The sequence below is a fragment of the Larsenimonas salina genome (assembly GCF_023736155.1).
Classification (GTDB): Bacteria; Pseudomonadota; Gammaproteobacteria; order Pseudomonadales; family Halomonadaceae; genus Larsenimonas; species Larsenimonas salina.
This window is the reverse complement of sequence record NZ_JAMLJJ010000001.1, coordinates 322,457-338,090: the sequence shown is the minus strand read 5'-3', so window position 1 is coordinate 338,090 and position 15,634 is coordinate 322,457. Positions and strand designations below refer to the sequence as shown.

The 15,634-nt window shown below is 59.0% G+C and carries 15 protein-coding genes and 4 tRNA genes; 14 read left to right on the top strand and 5 right to left on the bottom strand.

Annotated features, from left to right (window positions below):
* The first annotated feature begins 197 nt into the window (after window positions 1-197).
* From NAT23_RS01590 to astE, 5 genes are read left to right on the top strand one after another with little or no spacing between them, the layout of a single operon-like run.
* On the top strand, window positions 198-1,184 hold the full coding sequence (locus NAT23_RS01590; protein WP_251924840.1) for an arginine N-succinyltransferase: 987 nt from the start codon (window positions 198-200) through the stop codon (window positions 1,182-1,184).
* A 10-nt stretch (window positions 1,185-1,194) separates the two neighbouring features.
* The gene (astA, locus tag NAT23_RS01585) at window positions 1,195-2,238 is read left to right on the top strand and encodes an arginine N-succinyltransferase (protein WP_251924839.1); all 1,044 of its coding nucleotides are present in this window, start codon (window positions 1,195-1,197) and stop codon (window positions 2,236-2,238) included.
* Window positions 2,235-3,695 (top strand): succinylglutamate-semialdehyde dehydrogenase, encoded by a 1,461-nt coding sequence (gene astD / locus NAT23_RS01580; protein ID WP_251924836.1) that lies wholly within the window; start codon window positions 2,235-2,237, stop codon window positions 3,693-3,695. The genes astA and astD overlap by 4 nt, the downstream gene beginning before the upstream one ends.
* Window positions 3,692-5,044, top strand: a complete 1,353-nt coding sequence (astB, locus tag NAT23_RS01575; protein ID WP_251924834.1) for an N-succinylarginine dihydrolase — start codon at window positions 3,692-3,694, stop codon at window positions 5,042-5,044. The genes astD and astB overlap by 4 nt, the downstream gene beginning before the upstream one ends.
* Before the next feature lie 16 nt (window positions 5,045-5,060).
* Window positions 5,061-6,101: a succinylglutamate desuccinylase gene (gene astE / locus NAT23_RS01570; protein WP_251924832.1), complete on the top strand. Its 1,041-nt coding sequence runs from the start codon at window positions 5,061-5,063 to the stop codon at window positions 6,099-6,101.
* 97 nt (window positions 6,102-6,198) lie between these two features.
* Here astE and grxD read toward each other — a convergent pair whose 3' ends face one another.
* The gene (gene grxD, locus NAT23_RS01565) at window positions 6,199-6,549 is read right to left on the bottom strand and encodes a Grx4 family monothiol glutaredoxin (protein WP_251589818.1); all 351 of its coding nucleotides are present in this window, start codon (window positions 6,547-6,549) and stop codon (window positions 6,199-6,201) included.
* A 281-nt stretch (window positions 6,550-6,830) separates the two neighbouring features.
* Here grxD and argF point away from each other — a divergent pair, with 281 nt between their 5' ends.
* The gene (gene argF / locus NAT23_RS01560) at window positions 6,831-7,751 is read left to right on the top strand and encodes an ornithine carbamoyltransferase (RefSeq protein WP_251924831.1); all 921 of its coding nucleotides are present in this window, start codon (window positions 6,831-6,833) and stop codon (window positions 7,749-7,751) included.
* 145 nt (window positions 7,752-7,896) lie between these two features.
* Here argF and NAT23_RS01555 read toward each other — a convergent pair.
* A tRNA-Ala gene (locus NAT23_RS01555) sits at window positions 7,897-7,972 on the bottom strand.
* A 173-nt stretch (window positions 7,973-8,145) separates the two neighbouring features.
* On the opposite strand from NAT23_RS01555, the gene uvrC reads away from it, so the two are divergent.
* The 6 genes from uvrC (at window position 8,146) to NAT23_RS01525 (ending at window position 12,263) form a co-directional block, all read left to right on the top strand.
* Complete coding sequence (uvrC, locus tag NAT23_RS01550; protein ID WP_251924828.1) at window positions 8,146-9,963, top strand: excinuclease ABC subunit UvrC; 1,818 nt, start codon at window positions 8,146-8,148, stop codon at window positions 9,961-9,963.
* Window positions 9,964-10,038: 75 nt separating this feature from the next.
* Window positions 10,039-10,587: a CDP-diacylglycerol--glycerol-3-phosphate 3-phosphatidyltransferase gene (pgsA, locus tag NAT23_RS01545; RefSeq protein ID WP_251924826.1), complete on the top strand. Its 549-nt coding sequence runs from the start codon at window positions 10,039-10,041 to the stop codon at window positions 10,585-10,587.
* A gap of 84 nt (window positions 10,588-10,671) precedes the next feature.
* Window positions 10,672-10,746: transfer RNA gene (locus tag NAT23_RS01540), tRNA-Gly, on the top strand.
* An 8-nt stretch (window positions 10,747-10,754) separates the two neighbouring features.
* Window positions 10,755-10,828 (top strand) — tRNA-Cys (locus NAT23_RS01535).
* A gap of 23 nt (window positions 10,829-10,851) precedes the next feature.
* A tRNA-Leu gene (locus tag NAT23_RS01530) sits at window positions 10,852-10,938 on the top strand.
* 347 nt (window positions 10,939-11,285) lie between these two features.
* Complete coding sequence (locus tag NAT23_RS01525; RefSeq protein WP_251924824.1) at window positions 11,286-12,263, top strand: calcium/sodium antiporter; 978 nt, start codon at window positions 11,286-11,288, stop codon at window positions 12,261-12,263.
* A gap of 48 nt (window positions 12,264-12,311) precedes the next feature.
* Here NAT23_RS01525 and NAT23_RS01520 read toward each other — a convergent pair whose 3' ends face one another.
* The gene (locus NAT23_RS01520) at window positions 12,312-12,521 is read right to left on the bottom strand and encodes a hypothetical protein (protein WP_251924822.1); all 210 of its coding nucleotides are present in this window, start codon (window positions 12,519-12,521) and stop codon (window positions 12,312-12,314) included.
* 257 nt (window positions 12,522-12,778) lie between these two features.
* Window positions 12,779-13,039 (bottom strand): hypothetical protein, encoded by a 261-nt coding sequence (locus NAT23_RS01515; protein WP_251924820.1) that lies wholly within the window; start codon window positions 13,037-13,039, stop codon window positions 12,779-12,781.
* A 230-nt stretch (window positions 13,040-13,269) separates the two neighbouring features.
* Between NAT23_RS01515 and NAT23_RS01510 the strand changes: the two genes are divergently transcribed.
* Both NAT23_RS01510 and NAT23_RS01505 read left to right on the top strand, forming a co-directional pair.
* Window positions 13,270-14,172, top strand: coding sequence for a S66 peptidase family protein (locus NAT23_RS01510; protein WP_251924818.1), 903 nt, complete (start codon window positions 13,270-13,272; stop codon window positions 14,170-14,172).
* Window position 14,173: 1 nt separating this feature from the next.
* Window positions 14,174-15,307 (top strand): FUSC family protein, encoded by a 1,134-nt coding sequence (locus tag NAT23_RS01505; protein ID WP_251924816.1) that lies wholly within the window; start codon window positions 14,174-14,176, stop codon window positions 15,305-15,307.
* Here NAT23_RS01505 and NAT23_RS01500 read toward each other — a convergent pair.
* Entirely contained in the window at window positions 15,298-15,630 is a 333-nt protein-coding gene (locus NAT23_RS01500; protein ID WP_251924814.1) for a hypothetical protein, read from the bottom strand. The genes NAT23_RS01505 and NAT23_RS01500 overlap by 10 nt on opposite strands.
* Window positions 15,631-15,634 lie beyond the last annotated feature (4 nt).

Here is a 15,634-nt window from a genome sequence, read left to right as displayed (position 1 = left end):
CGCTTCACCTCTAGCGCTTCGCCTCTCACACCACATCGATACCTCAAACAGCCGATTACGCTGTTCATCCCCCCACATACCGCTTAAAAAAGCGCGCCCTCGCTATAAAACGACCGGGATAACACGCGCGAAGCATCGACAATAGTCAGACCACGTCGTCTACAGTCAGAGATGACCCTCTCGTTTCGGAGCGCGCCATGCCCCTTGTTGTTCGCACCGCTACCCTTCTTGATCGCCCCAGACTCGATGCGCTGCGCTCGCGACTGCACCCCTGGTGGCCACAGGACACCCTTGATGACGCGCTGTGTCAGCTTGCCGCCCCCTGCGCTGATGCGCGTGAGACACCAAACCCAGGTCACGCGGTCATCCTGATGATTGAAAACACCCACGGCGACATTGTGGCCTTCGCGGCATTGGCCCTCGGCGCCGCCGAAGGAACGCCGCCGTTTTTCAGTTTTCACCGCGACCGAATCACCAGCCATTCCCACGCGCTAGACGTGCACCGCCCCCTTGAGACCCTTGGCATCACCAACGCGTTAACCCATCACGTTCGCCTCGGCCCGGTTGGCTTGTTCGATACTGGCCATTTTGAAACGACCAAACTGCTCGCGGCGGGCTGTCTCGGGTATTTATTGACCGCCAATCACGTGCGCGCCCCGATTCTATGCGAACTGCCGGGCACGTCCGACGCGTACGGTGAAAGCCCCTTCTGGCACGGCGTCGGCGGGCGCTTTTTCGGCGTAAGCCACGCTCGAGCCGAGGCGCTATGGCAAGCCCGCCAGCGCGATTTCCTGGCTGACATGCTGCCGCTTTATCCGCTGTACGTGCCTCTTCTGCCTGAAGCAACTCAGGCTGCGCTCGGCGTCGAACACGAGACGCTGACGCCCTGGCGCCAGGCGCTTGAGGCGCTCGGATTCGTCGAAAGCGAGTATCTGGACATTTTCCACGGTGGACCAACCCTCATCGCCACCGCCGATCATCTCAGCGCTCGAACGCGCCGCACCCAAGCCACAACGTCCCCGCCACCGGGAAGTCTTTGGGTCAGACCGCCCAGCGCAACAACCCCCTTTGAAGCCGGGTTGCTCGACACCGACCAGGATACTGCGTTCGAGCCTGACGCCCTCATTCAGTACTTTGAGGCGCCGTACCCCACCAGCGCCTCGTCTGCCGGAGATTGCCGATGAGAGTTCACCGATGAGAGTTCGCCCGGTCCGTACGACCGATCTCGATGATTTGATTCGCCTGTCGGCCAAGGCCGGCAAGGGGCTGACCTCCCTGCCCTCGGATCGAGCGCGACTTGCTGCGCGTATCGATCACGCCGAGCGCACGTTCAAGGGCCATAACGTCTATGGCGAAGGGGATTTTCTGTTTGTCCTCGAAACCGATGACAACCAGGTGATCGGTATGTGCGGTCTGATGGACGCTGTCGGCATTCAGGCGCCCTGGTACAACTATCGAGTCAGCCTGTCGGTGGCCTCGAGCGACACCCTGGGCGTCATCAAGCACCAGGAAATCCTGATGCGCTCCAATGACCTGACAGGAAAATCCGAGCTGTGCTCGCTGTTTCTCGACCCAGACTTTCGCGGCGGTCAGGCCGGGCGGCTACTGTCCAAATCCCGGCTTTTGTTCGTGGCGCATCACCCCGAGCGGTTTGGTGACTCACTGGTCGCCGAGCTACGAGGCGTCAGCGACGACACCGGCCGTTCCCCGTTCTGGGAGAGTCTGGGACGCCACTTCTTCGACATGACCTTCAGTGACGCCGACTGGCTGACCGGCACCGGCAATAAGCGCTTCATCGCAGAGCTCATGCCGCGCTACCCCATATACACCACCTACCTAAGCGACGAAGCGCGCGCAGCGATCGCACAGGTCCACCCGGATACCCAGAGCGCACGGCGACTGTTGGAGCAGGAAGGGTTTCACTACAACCATCACATTGACATCTTCGATGCCGGCCCCGCGCTCGAGTGCCCGCTTGACCGACTGCGCCTGGTTAACGACCGCGTGTCGGTGACCCTGGCTACGCTTGAAGGCAGCGTCAAAAGCACGCTTGCCGAACCCTTTCTGGTACTTGCCGGCGAGCTGGATCACTGCCGTATGACGACGGCGTTGGCTTACATGAAAGACGAGACCCTTTTCGTCGACGATGACACCTTGCGTCGGCTCGAATGCCTGACCGGGGCAACGGTCAGCGCCGCCCCCCTTGCCGCCACACGCCAACACAGGAGCGTTTCATGAACTCACTTTTCATCAATGGCCAGTGGCTTGCAGGCCACGGGCCGGAACTTGTGTCCACCAACCCCTCAAAAGGCTGCCTCGTGTGGCAAGGAACGAGCGCGGACAGTCGCGATGTCGACCGCGCGTTCGACGCCGCACGCGCCGCGTTCCCGACCTGGGCGCGCCAATCGCTTGAACATCGTCAGGCCATTGTCGAGCGCTTTGCACGCGAGCTCGAGGCCCACAAGGAGACGCTTGCGCACCTGATCGGCTCGGAAACCGGTAAGCCGCTGTGGGAAAGCGCGACCGAGGTCCAGGCGATGATCAACAAGATCGCTATCTCGATCGACAGTCAGGTTCAGCGCACCGGCGACCATCGACGCGAGCAGAACGGTGCCACCAGTGCATTGACCCACCGCCCTCACGGCGTAATGGCGGTATTCGGGCCCTATAACTTTCCCGGCCACCTGCCCAACGGCCACATCGTCCCGGCGCTTCTGGCCGGCAACACAGTGGTCTTCAAACCCAGCGAACAGACCCCGGCGGTCGCTGAAAAGACCGCCGAACTGTGGCAGGCCGCGGGGCTTCCCGATGGCGTCTTGAATCTGGTACAGGGTGCCCGCGACGCCGGTCAGGCCGTGGCCAGCCATCCCCAGCTCGATGGCCTGTTGTTCACCGGCTCCAGCGCCACTGGCAAGGCACTGCACCAGCAGTTCAGCGGCCAGCCCGGCAAGCTGCTGGCGCTCGAGATGGGCGGTAACAACCCTCTCGTGGTCGAGGAAGTGGCCGATCAGGAAGGCGCGCTGTTCACCATTTTACAGTCCGCGTTTCTGTCCGCCGGTCAGCGCTGCACCTGTGCACGCCGCCTGTTCGTGCCCGAAGGCGCATGGGGTGATGCACTTCTTGATGCGCTGGTCGAGCGCACTCGCGCGCTGAAGGTTGGCCATTTCGACGATGACCCGGCGCCCTTCATGGGCAGCGTTATTTCACCGAGCGCCGCCCAGGCGCTGATCCAGGCCCAGGCGCGCCTACTCGAGCAAGGTGCTAAAGCACTGCTTACGTTGACCCAGCCGTCACCCGAGAGTGCGCTGGTCACCCCGGGCATCATCGATGTGAGTGCCATAGAGCCGCCCGACGAAGAGTGGTTCGGGCCCTTGCTGCAGGTAATGCGCTACGGTCAGTTCGACGATGCGCTCGTACGAGCCAACGCCACCCGGTTCGGCCTATCGGCGGGGCTGATCTCAGACGAGCCCGCGCAGTTCGAGCGCTTTCGTATTGAAAGCCGCGCCGGCATCGTCAACTGGAACACGCCACTGACCGGCGCGGCCAGTACGGCGCCGTTCGGCGGCATCGGCGATTCCGGCAACCACCGCGCCAGCGCCTGGTACGCCGCCGATTACTGCGCCTACCCGGTGGCCTCGATGGAAAAACCGACCGCCACCGCGCCGGATAAACTGCCACCGGGGATGATGCCATGACGCTTGAAACCAATTTCGACGGCCTGGTCGGCCCGACGCACCACTACGGTGCTCTCGCGGCGGGCAACCGGGCAAGCCAGCGCCACGGACACCGGCCGTCCAACCCAAAAGCTGCGGCGCTTCAAGGCATTGCCAAGATGCGCGCATTGCTGGATCTGGGCTATAGCCAGGGCGTGATCCCCCCTCAGGAGCGCCCGCATTTACCCACGCTCAGGCGTCTTGGCTTCACAGGCGATGATCGAGCCATACTCGCGCGGGTTGCCAAAGAGGCCCCGGCGCTTTTGAGCCAGGTCAGCTCTTCTGCCAGCATGTGGGTCGCCAACGCCGCCACTGTCAGCCCATCCGCGGACACCTGCGATGGCCGCGTGCATTTCACGCCAGCCAACCTGAATGCGAGCCTTCATCGAAGCCTCGAGCACCCCACCACCGCACGAGCACTCAGCGCGATCTTCAAGGATCCGACGCACTTCGCGCATCATCCAGCGCTTCCAGACGTGGCGACGTTCGGTGACGAGGGCGCGGCCAATCACACGCGCCTGTGCGCTGATTACGATCAGCCAGGCATCGGGTTCTTCGTCTATGGCCGCGAGGCGCTCTCACCAAATGCGCCCAGGCCGCGTCGCTATCCGGCCAGGCAAACCCTCGAGGCAAGCCAGGCGGTGGCTCGCCAGCATGGCCTGAGCGCTGGACGCGTGGTCTTTGCCCAGCAGACTCCGGACGCCATTGATGCCGGTGTCTTCCATAACGACGTGATCGCCGTTGGCAATCAGCGCGTGCTGTTCTACCACCAGCGCGCCTTCCTGGAGTCAGACCGCGTGCTGAGCGCGCTTGATAGTGCACTTGAACGCCTGGGTACCGAGCTGGTTCCGATCGAAGTGCCCAGTCATCGTGTAAGCCTCGAGGACGCCGTTGCAAGCTATCTGTTCAACAGCCAGCTTCTGGACGCCGGCAATGATCGGATGCGTCTGATCGTGCCTCAGGAATGCTTGAGCACCCCAAGCGTTCACGCGTTTCTGGATGAGCTGCTTAAAGGCAATGGGCCGATCAGCGACGTTCAAGCCTTCGACTTGAAGCAGAGCATGCAAAACGGCGGCGGCCCGGCGTGTCTGCGCCTTCGAGTCGCGCTCACCGAACGCGAACGCGCCGCGGTGGCTCCCGGCGCCCTGATGACCCACGAGCGCCTGGACTGCCTGACAGCATGGGTCGAGCGCCATTACCGCGACCGGCTCAGCGCCGAGGATCTGTTTGATCCGAGCCTGCTCGAGGAGGTGCACACGGCATTGGATGAACTGACGCACCTGCTCGGGCTGGGCGCGCTCTACGATTTCCAGCGGCAGGGAGAGATCTGATGGGAGGAAAGATCCGATGAGAGTGCAGGAACTGGGCGCGCTTTTAGACCTGACCCGCGCCAACAAAGTGCCGCGAGCCCATCACGAACGAACCGCGCACGAAACCGTGCTTGATTGGCTGGATGATGGGTTGCTGCGCGTCACTCCGGCCACCGTCGATGAGTCAGCGCCAGCGCTGGTACTTTCAGCCGGCATTCACGGCAACGAGACCGCGCCAATGGAGCTGCTCGACCGACTGCTTAGGGCCATCGCCGAAGATAAGCTGATTCCGGCCGGGCCGATTCTGATCGTACTGGGTAACCCCGAGGCCATTCGACACGGCACGCGCTATGTAGAGGTCGATCTCAACCGCCAGTTCAATGCAACACACCAAGGCCCTCTCGCCGAACATCGCCGGGCCAAGGTGATCGAACAGACAGTCGAGGCGTTTTATTCCGACCACGAGCAACACCGGCGGCGCTATCACATCGACATGCACACCGCGATTCGCGCATCGCACCTGATCAAATTTGCGCTGGTGCCCGGCACCCCGGAACACCCCCGCGATTCACAGATGCTTGAGCTGTTGGCGTGCACCGACATCGAGGCGGTAGTGGAGCAATCAAGGCTTGGCATCACTTTCAGTAACTTCACCTATGGTCAGCTCAATGCGCATGCGGTCACGCTCGAGCTTGGCAAGGCGCGCCCCTTCGGTCAGAACCAGAACGTCGACGTCAGTGCACTCGAGCGCACGCTGACCACGCTGATCGAGACTGGATGGCTTGATACCGACATGCCCCGCCGCCCGCTTCGCTGCTTTGGAGTGAGCTTTGAGATTCTGAAACAAAGCGAGGCGTTCGTGCTGCACGTCAACGACGATCAGCCCAACTTCGTCGAGTACGCAAAAGGCGCATGCCTGGCCGAGGACGGCGATACGCGCTGGGTCACAGGCTCGGAGCGCAACTGGCTGATCTTTCCCAACCCAAATGTTGCGCTTGGGTTAAGGGCAGGCATTGTGCTGCACGAGCGCCCCGCCTTCACATCAGGCGACACGTTTGGCCACTCTCAAACTACATGATTTGGCCATGTAGGCGTCTGAAACAGACTCGCTCCCACGCGCTAATGCATAAAAAAACCCGCCGAAGGCGGGCTTTTCAGACAGCGGGCCGTCACGCTTATTCGGCGTCAGATTCTGACTGCGCGTTGCGCTTGCTGGCTGCCTTGTTGATCACGTCCTGAAGCTCACCGTTTTGATACATCTCGACGATGATGTCGCAGCCACCGACCAGCTCATGGTCGACCCAAAGCTGCGGGAATGTCGGCCAGTTGGCGTATTTCGGAAGCTCTGCCCGAATATCGGGGTTGTCCAGAATGTTGACGAACGCAAACTGCTCGCCACAGCCCATCAGGGCCTGAACGGCCTGCGCCGAGAAACCGCACTGCGGCAGCTGGGGCGTGCCTTTCATGTAAAGCAGAATGCTGTTTTCTTCGATCTGCTGCTTAATCGTATCAAGCGTCGCGCTCATGGTGTTTCCTCGAGTAATTGCGTCACGAAAGTCGCTTTCGTGAGTGGGCGAATACGGTCATTCTACGCATGGCTGGCCAAAAAATCAGGGGGGCTTGGCCGCCGATTATGGTCTAGATGGGGGCATAATTGCGTCAGACAAGGACAGACGCTAGGATGTAGCGTTTTCCGAATCAAGGCGGCCCTGCCGGGCCGCGCCAGAGAGGCGCTGCGTTGCAACGTAGCGCTTTTTTCATTGCTGGTCTCGCCAATGTGATAACAAAGGGAAACAGGAGCGCCATCATGGCCGTACGACACTTTCTTACGTTGCTGGATTTTACCCCCGCTGAACTCGATCACCTGATCGACCGTGCCATTACGCTCAAGACCCGCCTGAAGGCCGACGGCCCGACGTACACACCGTTCAACAACCGCACGCTTGCGATGATTTTCGAGAAATCATCGACCCGTACCCGTGTCTCGTTTGAAAGTGGCATGGCGCAGTTCGGTGGGCACGCCCTGTTTCTGTCCAATCGCGACACCCAGCTCGGCCGCGGCGAACCGGTGCCGGACACGGCTCGCGTTCTCTCGGAAATGGTTGATCTGGTCATGATTCGAACCTTCGAACACCAAAAACTCGTCGAGTTCGCCAATTACAGTCAGGTGCCGGTGATCAACGCGCTGTCCGATGACTACCATCCCTGTCAGCTGCTCGCGGACATGCAGACCTGGAAGGAATGCCGCGGGCCGATGAAAGGCAAGACCGCCGTATGGGTCGGCGATGGCAACAATATGTGCCACTCCTGGATCAATGCGGCACGTCAGTTCGATTTCAACCTGATCATCGCCTGCCCTGAAGGCTTTGACCCGGATGAATCGATCATGGCGGCTGCAGGCGACCGGGTGCGCATCGAGCGTGACCCGATGGCCGCCGTCAAGGGCGCACACTTGATCACCACCGACGTCTGGGCCTCAATGGGTCAGGAAGAAGAGCAGGCCACCCGTGAAGCGGCCTTCAAGAGCTTCCAGGTAACCGAAGCAATGCTGGACGCCGCCGACGCGGGTGTACTGTTTCTTCATTGCCTGCCGGCACATCGCGGCGAAGAGATCAGCGAGACGCTGCTTGATGACCCCCGCGCCTCCGTCTGGCAGGAGGCCGGCAACCGTCTCCACGCTCAAAAGGCGTTGATGGAGTTTCTGGTGCTCGGCCAGGTCAACGATTGATAAAAAAGCCCGCAAACGCGGGCTTTTTTAAAAGACGGCATCGGCACCACACAAGGGCTCGATAGAAGCGCGGATGACAGATGGGCTTTTCGATAGGCATAAAAAAACCGCCGACTCTCTATTAGACAGTCGGCGGTTTGATATTTGGTGGAGCCTATCGGGATCGAACCGATGACCTCGACGCTGCCAGCGTCGCGCTCTCCCAGCTGAGCTAAGGCCCCTTTCAACGAGTGCAAACTTTACGGGGATCGAGCAGGTTCGTCAAGTACCAACAATAAATCTTTCAATTACTTGGCTTGAGTTTTCAAGCAATCAGCGCCATTACTAAGCTAATGGCGCTTAGATTTTTTAGATCCCCATCGCTTTCGGGACACTCATCGCTTTTAGGACACCCATGGCCTTTGACGCAAAGACCTTTTTAAAAACCGTTTCGGAAGCCCCGGGCGTGTACCGCATGTTCGACGAGGACAGCAACGTGCTTTATGTCGGCAAGGCCAAACGGCTCAAGGCCCGGCTTTCTAGTTATTTCAGAAACCGCGGTCTCAATGCAAAGACTCAGGCACTGGTCGCCCGTATCGCCGATATTCAGGTCACGATCACCCGAAGCGAGACCGAGGCCCTGATTCTCGAACAGACGCTGATCAAATCCTACCGCCCGCCGTACAACATTCTGATGCGCGACGACAAGTCGTACCCCTACGTCTTTGTCAGCGACCGGCATGCTTACCCGGCGCTTGAGTTCAAACGTGTACGAAGCCGAGGCAACGACGGACGCTATTTCGGCCCCTACCCGAGTTCAGGTGCGGTTCGTGAAAGCCTCAACCTGATGCAGAAAATCTTTCGTATTCGAAACTGCGAGGACAGCGTCTTTTCAAACCGAAGCCGCCCGTGCCTGCAATATCAGATCGGCCGCTGCACCGCGCCCTGCGTTGATTACATCAGCAAGGAGGACTATCAACGTGACGTCGAGCATGCGGTGATGTGTCTTTCCGGCAAAAGCGAGCAGGTGACCCGCCAGCTCGAACAGGACATGGAGACCGCGAGCCAGGCACTCGAGTTTGAAAAGGCGGCGTTTCTGCGCGATCAAATCGGTGATCTTCGCAGTATGCAAAGCCAGCAGTCGGTCGAAACCGACAGTGGGCATGCCGACATCTTTGCACTCGCCGAGCGGCCGGGCGGCAGTAGCATCAGCGTACTGGCGGTGCGGGATGGCCGTATGCTCGGCGCACGCCACTTCATGCCCAAAAACGAACTCGGCCTCAGTGGCGGCGAGCTGCTCGAGAGCTTCGTCAGTCAGTACTATCTGGGCCAGAGCCATGAGCTTCCTCAGGAAGTGCTGGTCACGCACGCCTTACCCGGTCAACAAGTCCTGGAGCAGGCGTTCAGTGAACAGGCCGAGCGCCGTGTTCGCTTGACCGATCAGGTCCGCGGCTACCGCGCCCAGTGGCTGACGCTTGCCCGCACCAACGCGGAACAGCACCTCACCACACAGCTCAGTGGCCAACAGCAGATGGACCGTCGCTTCGAGGATCTTCGGAACGTGCTGGGACTCAAGGTGGCGCCAAGCCGGTTGGAATGCTTCGACATCAGTCATAGCCATGGCGAGGCAACGGTTGCTTCGTGCGTGGTGTTTGAAACTAATGGGCCGGTCAAGTCGGATTATCGTCGATTCAATATCGAAGACATCGAGGCCGGCGACGACTATGGCGCCATGAAGCAGGCACTGACCCGCCGCTACAAGCGCATCCAGAACAAGGAGGCCAAAAAGCCCGATATTCTGGTTGTCGATGGGGGCAAGGGCCAGCTCAACATGGCTCGAGAAGTCTTCGAGGAACTCGGCGTTACCGGCGTGATTCTCATCGGTGTAGCCAAGGGCACAACGCGCAAACCCGGTCTTGAGACGCTCTTTATCGAAACCATCGATCAAAGCGTCGTGCTCGACAGCACCCAGCCGGCCCTTCATCTGATCCAGCACATTCGAGACGAATCGCACCGATTTGCCATCACGGGCCACCGCCAGCGCCGTGACAAGACGCGAAGAACCTCAAGTCTCGAGGAAATTGCAGGCGTCGGCCCAAAGCGTCGACGCGAGCTTTTGAAGTTCTTCGGCGGGCTCCAGGGCGTGCGCCAGGCCACGCGAGACGAACTGATTCGGGTGCCCGGCATCAATGCGCAGCTGGCCGAACAGATTTATCTGGCACTTCATGGCTGAGAAGATGCATCTGGCGCGATACACTAGGGTCGGCGCTCACCCAACTCAGCCATTCGTTAAGGACAAACGTGCTCCATGAATATACCCAACATCCTGACCATGATCCGGATCGTGTGTATCCCGCTTCTGGTCGTGATCTTTTATCTTCCGGTTAACTGGGCTCACTGGGCCGCCGGTCTGATTTTCGCAGCCGCAGGCATCACAGACTGGTTTGATGGCTATCTGGCCAGAAAACTCGACCAGAGCACGCCCTTCGGCGCCTTTCTGGACCCGGTGGCCGACAAGCTGATGGTGGCGGTTGCACTCGGCCTTTTGATCGAGGTTTACAACACGCCGTTGATGACACTGCCGGCGCTGGTGATTATCGGCCGTGAAATCGTCATTTCGGCGCTTCGAGAATGGATGGCAGAGATTGGCAAGCGCAAGAGCGTTGCGGTGTCCTACATCGGCAAGCTCAAGACCACACTTCAGATGATCGCCATTTTTGCGCTGCTTGCCTTTGCACCGGAAAGTGCACTCGGTCTTGTAGGCGTCGTCCTGCTCTATTTGGCGGCGATTCTTACGCTTTGGTCAATGTGGAAGTACCTCAAGGCGGCCTGGCCTGAGATGAGTCAATCGCTGTAAGCGTAAACCATCGCTTTTACGCGGCTTTTTTACGACAGGGTTTGACACGGGGCGATCCGTACGTATAATACCTCCCCGAGTTGAGCGGGAATAGCTCAGTGGTAGAGCATCGCCTTGCCAAGGCGAGGGTCGGGAGTTCGAATCTCCTTTCCCGCTCCAACTTAAGAGGCTGGATGGCAGAGTGGTCATGCAGCGGACTGCAACTCCGTGTACGCCGGTTCGATTCCGACTCCAGCCTCCATTTCCGAACAAAGACGCGCATCCGCCCGGATGGCGGAATAGGTAGACGCAAGGGACTTAAAATCCCTCGCCCGTTAGGGCGTGCCGGTTCGATTCCGGCTCCGGGCACCATGTCCCCTTCTTCCTGACTGCGTCACCCTCTTGACAGCATTTTTCTTTTAGATCCCCCCCCTTTATATCCATCGCTTTTGCAACTAACACTGGTCCCGATCATTTACCGGGCCTGATCATTATTGCGATCCAACGCGTTTAAATCGACAGTTCAGCACTTCCTGACCGCCAATCCGTATAGCCCACTTGATCGATTGAAAACGAAAAATCGACGTCAAGCTCGTCAATGAGTAATCACCGTATTGCCCCTTGAATCGGGCCAAACCAATAACTGCGCAAGAGTGCGAATCGCTCGATTCCTCGCTACCCTGCAGTCATTCCCAATACGATAGAGCTTAGGAGTGACCATGCTGCTTGCCTTACTGGCCGTTATCGGCGGTCTGATCCTGCTGATCTGGAGTGCCGACCGTTTTGTGGACGGCGCCGCGGCAACCGCGCGTTATGCCGGCATGCCGCCACTTTTGATCGGCATGGTGGTCATCGGCTTTGGCACGTCTGCCCCGGAAATGGTCGTTTCAGCCTCGGCCGCGATTGATGGCAACCCGGGTCTAGCCCTGGGTAATGCGCTTGGTTCGAATATTGCCAATATTGGCCTGATTCTTGGACTCACGGCGCTTATCGCGCCCATCGCGGTCGACTCCGCCATCGTACGCAGAGAGCTGCCGCTGCTTTTAGGCGCAAGTGCTCTGGCCGGGCTATTGCTTTGGGATCACGCGCTCGGGCGCACAGAGGCATTCATCCTGCTTCTGGCACTTGTCGCACTGCTTGGCTGGTCGATAAGAACCGCTCTCAAGACGCGCACGACCACGGACCCACTGGCGGCCGATTCCGCCGCTCACACCGAAAAGACGTCCTCACTTGGGCGGGCAATCACCTGGCTTATTATTGGGCTGGTGCTTTTGATCGTGAGCTCTCGACTGTTGGTATGGGGCGCGGTCTTGATCGCTCAAAGCCTTGGCATCAGCGACCTGGTCATCGGGCTGACCGTTGTGGCGATCGGCACATCACTGCCTGAACTTGCCGCGTCGATCATTGCCGCACGCAAGGGCGAAAGCAGCCTCGCTATCGGAAACGTTGTAGGCTCGAACCTTTTCAACATTCTGGCCGTCGTCGGCATCGCAGGCGCCATATCGCCCATGCAGGCATTGGCCCACGAAGTGATCGCAAGGGATTGGAGCATCATGATGGCTTTGACCGTCGCGCTGCTCGTCATGGGCCTGGGAGTTCGGCGACCAGGGAAGATCAACCGTGTGGAAGGGGGTGTACTGCTTGCAACATTTTTCGCCTACACCGGCTGGCTGGTAACTACCGTCATCGGCACCTGATGCACACAGTGTCTCAATGAACCCCGTACTCAGCGCGACTGATCCACGTCAGGGCAAATCGTTTTCATCAAGACCAAGACTATGGCAAAGCGCCCGCACCAGCTTCTGTTTCAAGGTACTGACAATGCGCCTGAACCAGCGCCTTGCCTTGCCAAAAAAGCGCGGCCGACGTACGCCATGCAACTCATGGCTACTGACACCTTGAAACGTCTGGCCGACACGCTGATTGAGCTCGACAGCATCACGTGACTCGTTCATGGCGCTTATGCTCTCTCTTTTATCTGCCTCTGGGCGCGAAGAGCCACCGAGGACCCGGTGCTCCTTGACGCAGACATTGTGAAGGAGATAAGCCGAAGTTATTTTCGGAAAAAAAGAGGATTGCCCAGCCTTCTCAGGGCTTCAATGCATATACGACAAGCGCTTCATGGCGCCATAAATACGGCGGCGCGCGGCGTCGACATATACGATCATACGCACCTTGTCATAAACAACCGATGTGCCCGGCGCCTTTTGGGTCAGCGTATAACGCGAGCGCTGCCCGCTCCACTTACATCACTGACCTCGCGTGAGACGGCCACCCACTGGTCCTTCATGATGACGCCAGACGCGCACTTCTTGCACAACACATACCGCCCACCGTGCTCGAGCGGCGCGATTGCGAACTTGAAAAAGTGACTCCAGTCAAAATGAGATTCGATGCGCCCTTCACAACTGCGACATGACAGTTGAATCAAGCCATCGTGACGGCGGTAGGTATCGATCGAACGGATTGTCATGAGCTTCCCCCTTAGTCCGAGCGCTGGAACCAACTCCGCAACGCTTCATTGAATCTATGGCGAAAATCCTTGCGAAACAATCTCTTGAAATGATGTTTCAGTGACCGTTTAGTGACCCCTTGATGACATGGCATTTGCGCCTTGCCATGGGCGCTCTTTATAGTTGCACCACCATCGTTAATTGCGGGCCGTTTTCCGCATAAGGCACTGTTTTGCCCCTTGAACCTCCCTTGCCTGATTTTGATATCGACTGGCCCGACGCCACACGCGTTGCCCTTGTGGCCCCATCCGGGGCCCTGTCACCGACGCGGCTTGATCGCTGCATTCAAGCGCTCGAGGAACGCCACCGCGCCTTCTGGCTCGGTAAGCATGTAAGACGCAGGCATCGCGCGATGGCCGGCACGGTCGCTGAGCGGCTATCGGATCTGCATTACGCTTACAAGACCCCAGAAATCGACGCCCTGTGGGCACTTCGCGGTGGCTATGGCTGTGCTCAGCTCCTTGAGTCATTTGACTGGCAAGAGCTCTCTCATGCAAAGCCGCTGATCGGTTATTCGGATTTGACTGCCTGGCTTGAATACGCCCGCCGCCAGGGATTGCCGGGCATTCACGGGCCGGTTCTGACCGAATGGGCAATCGAGGGTGAAACGAGCGCCGAACAGATCGAGCGCCAACGCTCTCTGAGCTCGGTCACCGCACTTTTGGCTGGCACATGGCCTGAGTTTGACGTCACGCCAGTGAGCATTGATACGCCTATCGAAGGCGCGGTGATCGGGGGCAATCTAACGGTTCTTGCAAGTCTTTGCGGTACGCCATACGCGCTCTCACCACCGCCCGGAGCCATCCTGATTCTCGAGGATGTCGGCGAGCCGCTGTATCGACTCGAACGCAGCCTGTGTCAGTTGCTCGAGAGCCTCCCGAAAGGTAGCGCCAGCGCCGTCGGGCTGGGCGAGTTTGTTGGCTGCGGGGAGACAGACGCTATTATCGCCATGGCCCGGGAACACCTCGATGCCCACGCCATGGCACTTGCCACAAATCTTCCGATCGGGCACGGGCCACGCAATCTCGCCTGGCCCTATGGCGAGCGTGCGATTCTGGATAAGACCTCACTGCGCTTTTTAAAGGCGCGCTGACATGTTTCGTCTTCTCGACCCGTATCGAATTCATAGGCATCGAAAACAGATCCATGTACTGCGCTCGTCACTGGCCCTTGCGCTGACCTACACCATCATTACGGCTTTTGAGCTACCCCACAGCGCCTGGGCATTGGTCAGCACCCTTATGGTCATGGGCAATCTGCCCCATATTGGCGGCGTCCTCGATAAAGGCGCTCAGCGCCTGCTTGGCACCCTGCTGGGTGCGGTGCTCGGGCTTTTATTGCTGTGCATTCCCTCACCGCCCCCACTCTTGATTCCAGCGGCCACCCTCGCCGCCATTGCTCTGGCGATCCATGCAACCTTCAGTAGTCGCTTCGGATACAGCTCACTTATTTTCGGTATCACATTGGTCATGGTGGTCGGTGACGGCAATCACGACATCGCCATTGCCCTATGGCGTTCGTTCAATGTCTTGATCGGCACCCTGATTGGCATCACGGTCACGGCGGTATTTCTACCTCAGAAAGCAACCGATCAGATGCGCTTTCTTATCGCCGACAACCTCGACAAGCTGTCTCGTCTTTATCACGCCCATACCAATGACAAGCGTTACGACGACGATGACGTGCAGTACATGCTCAAAAAGATCACCTCACAGCTGGTCAAACAGCGCGGACTGATCGATGCCGTTCACCAGGAGGGGCGATTGAAACGCGGGGCGTTGAGCGAGATCCTCTCGCTTGAGCGCCGCATGATCTCAACGGTTGAACTGCTGCTCGAAACACATTGGGCAACCCGTGACGGTCACGACATCATCGAGCATCTGGAAGGACTTCGTGAGGAGCAGTATCTGCTTACAACGTCACTAAGTACGCTGGCCTATCAGGTCAAAACCGGCCAGAACATCGACCTGCGTGCAAAAGCGTTCAGCCTCGACACCCACGCCGAACGAGCCATGGGTGCACGCAGCCAATCAGGCCGCCCCTTGTTCAGCCCGGCGGGCTATTTATGGCTGAACCGTGAGCTTGGACGTCAGACGAATGCGATGGTGACGTTCTTATCCAATATGCAGCGCCTTCCCAGCCAGCGGCTTCAAAGGCGCGCCAAACGCCATTATCTATTGAGCGAGGAAAAGCCTCTTCCCTTGCCTGAGCGGGATAATCAGCGCTGAAACTCAGCCGAACATAAACGTCGAAAATGCCAAAGCGCGTGTGGCTCGGCGCTATCCGGCCACACCCAGTAAAGACGCCGTTCGACCTTGAGCCCGATCAGAGTGCGCCCCAGATATACGACCTGTACGCGGGCGGGTAACCACTCGGCCCGCTCATCCATCTGCTGCCATCGCGCATCCTTGACGTACGACAGTGGCGGTGGACAGCGGCGCGCCTCATGCGCTGCAATCAAGGCCATACACGGACCCAGAATGAACCCCGCCACGGGCGAGAAATAGGTCAGAAACAAGGTTGCCAGTGTCGTGACCAACAGCGCAAACAAGAGC